The 1,173-nt window shown below is 68.4% G+C and carries 1 protein-coding gene; it reads right to left on the bottom strand.

The window, feature by feature from the left end; translation table 11 throughout:
* Positions 1 to 1,173, bottom strand: a 1,173-nt coding sequence (locus tag D7V88_RS41635; RefSeq protein WP_341870763.1) for a serine/threonine protein kinase, incomplete at both ends; no start/stop codon positions are given.

The raw sequence follows: 1,173 nt of genomic DNA, 5'->3' as shown, positions 1-1,173 counted from the left end.
CGCATCACCTTGCGCGACGGGCGGAAGAGGAATGACGGAGACTCCTCCGGCATCCAACCCCGCAGCAGGCACCGCGGGCCCCTGGACGGGCTTCGAAGCCGGGGAGGACGCGGGGAGCAACCCGACGAAGGCACCCGCCAGCAAGGCGACGAGCGCCACGGCGAGCAGCGCGTCCATCCACCTGGCGCGGCGAACGCGCCGCGCGGTGGGCGTCTCCAGGTTGTTGTTAGAGGCCGGGGCCCTGGAAGGCGTGAGCGACGGGTCGTGAAGGGGCACCGTCCACTCGGGTCCTTCCGCTGTCGCGAGCGACGCGAGTTCGCGGCGCATCACTTCGGCCGTGGGCGGGCGATCCTCGGGCCGCCGCTCGATGAGGCGCATGGCGACGTCACTCAACGTCGCCGGCACCCGGGGGTTCAACACCCGGGCGGGCGTCGGAGACCAATATCCCTCGACATGCGTCCTCGGGCTGTCGCTTGCCGGCGCTGGCGCCGTCAGCACGTCGTAGAGGCAGATGCCCAGCGCATACACATCGTCCGTCACCTTGAACGCATAGCGCGCGTCCTGCTTGTCCCCGTGCTCCTTCAGGAAGCGTGCTGCCTCGGGCGTGCGGTAGCGGCGGGTGCCGGGCGGTAGCGGAGCGTCCGTCAAGTCCTGGGCGTGCATGTAGTCGCCTGCGCTGAAGTCCAGGATGACGGGCTCGCCGTCCTTGGCGCGCACCATGATGTTGACGAGCTTCAGGTCCCGATGGAAGACACCGCGCCCGTGCATGTAGTCCAGGGCGCCGGCCAATTTCATGAAGAGCCGAACCACCTCCTGCGCCGTCGGGTGCATCCGCTCCACCCACTGCGCCAGGGTGTAGCCCTCCACCAGGTCGAGGACGACGTAGAGCCAGCCGGTGCGGAAGTCCGGCCAGCGTCCATGCCCGAGGACGCCGACGATGTTTCCATGGTGCAGGTGGACGAGGCATCCCAACTCGCGCTGTAGCCGTGCGTCCGCCTGCTCATCATCCCCACTGCTCGGGCGGTGCATCGCGATCTTCATCGCGAAGTGCTGTCCGTTCATCTCCACGCGGTATACGGCGCCGTAGGTGCCCGCCCCCAGCAGCTTCACGACACGCCAGCCGTGAAGCATGTACCCAGGCGGCAACTGCGCGGGGTGGTGGATGACGGTTAG

Origin of the sequence: Corallococcus terminator (assembly GCF_003611635.1) — a bacterium.
Taxonomy (GTDB): domain Bacteria; phylum Myxococcota; class Myxococcia; order Myxococcales; family Myxococcaceae; genus Corallococcus; species Corallococcus terminator.
The sequence above is the reverse complement of the archived record's forward strand: the minus strand, read 5'-3'. Positions and strand labels throughout refer to the sequence as shown.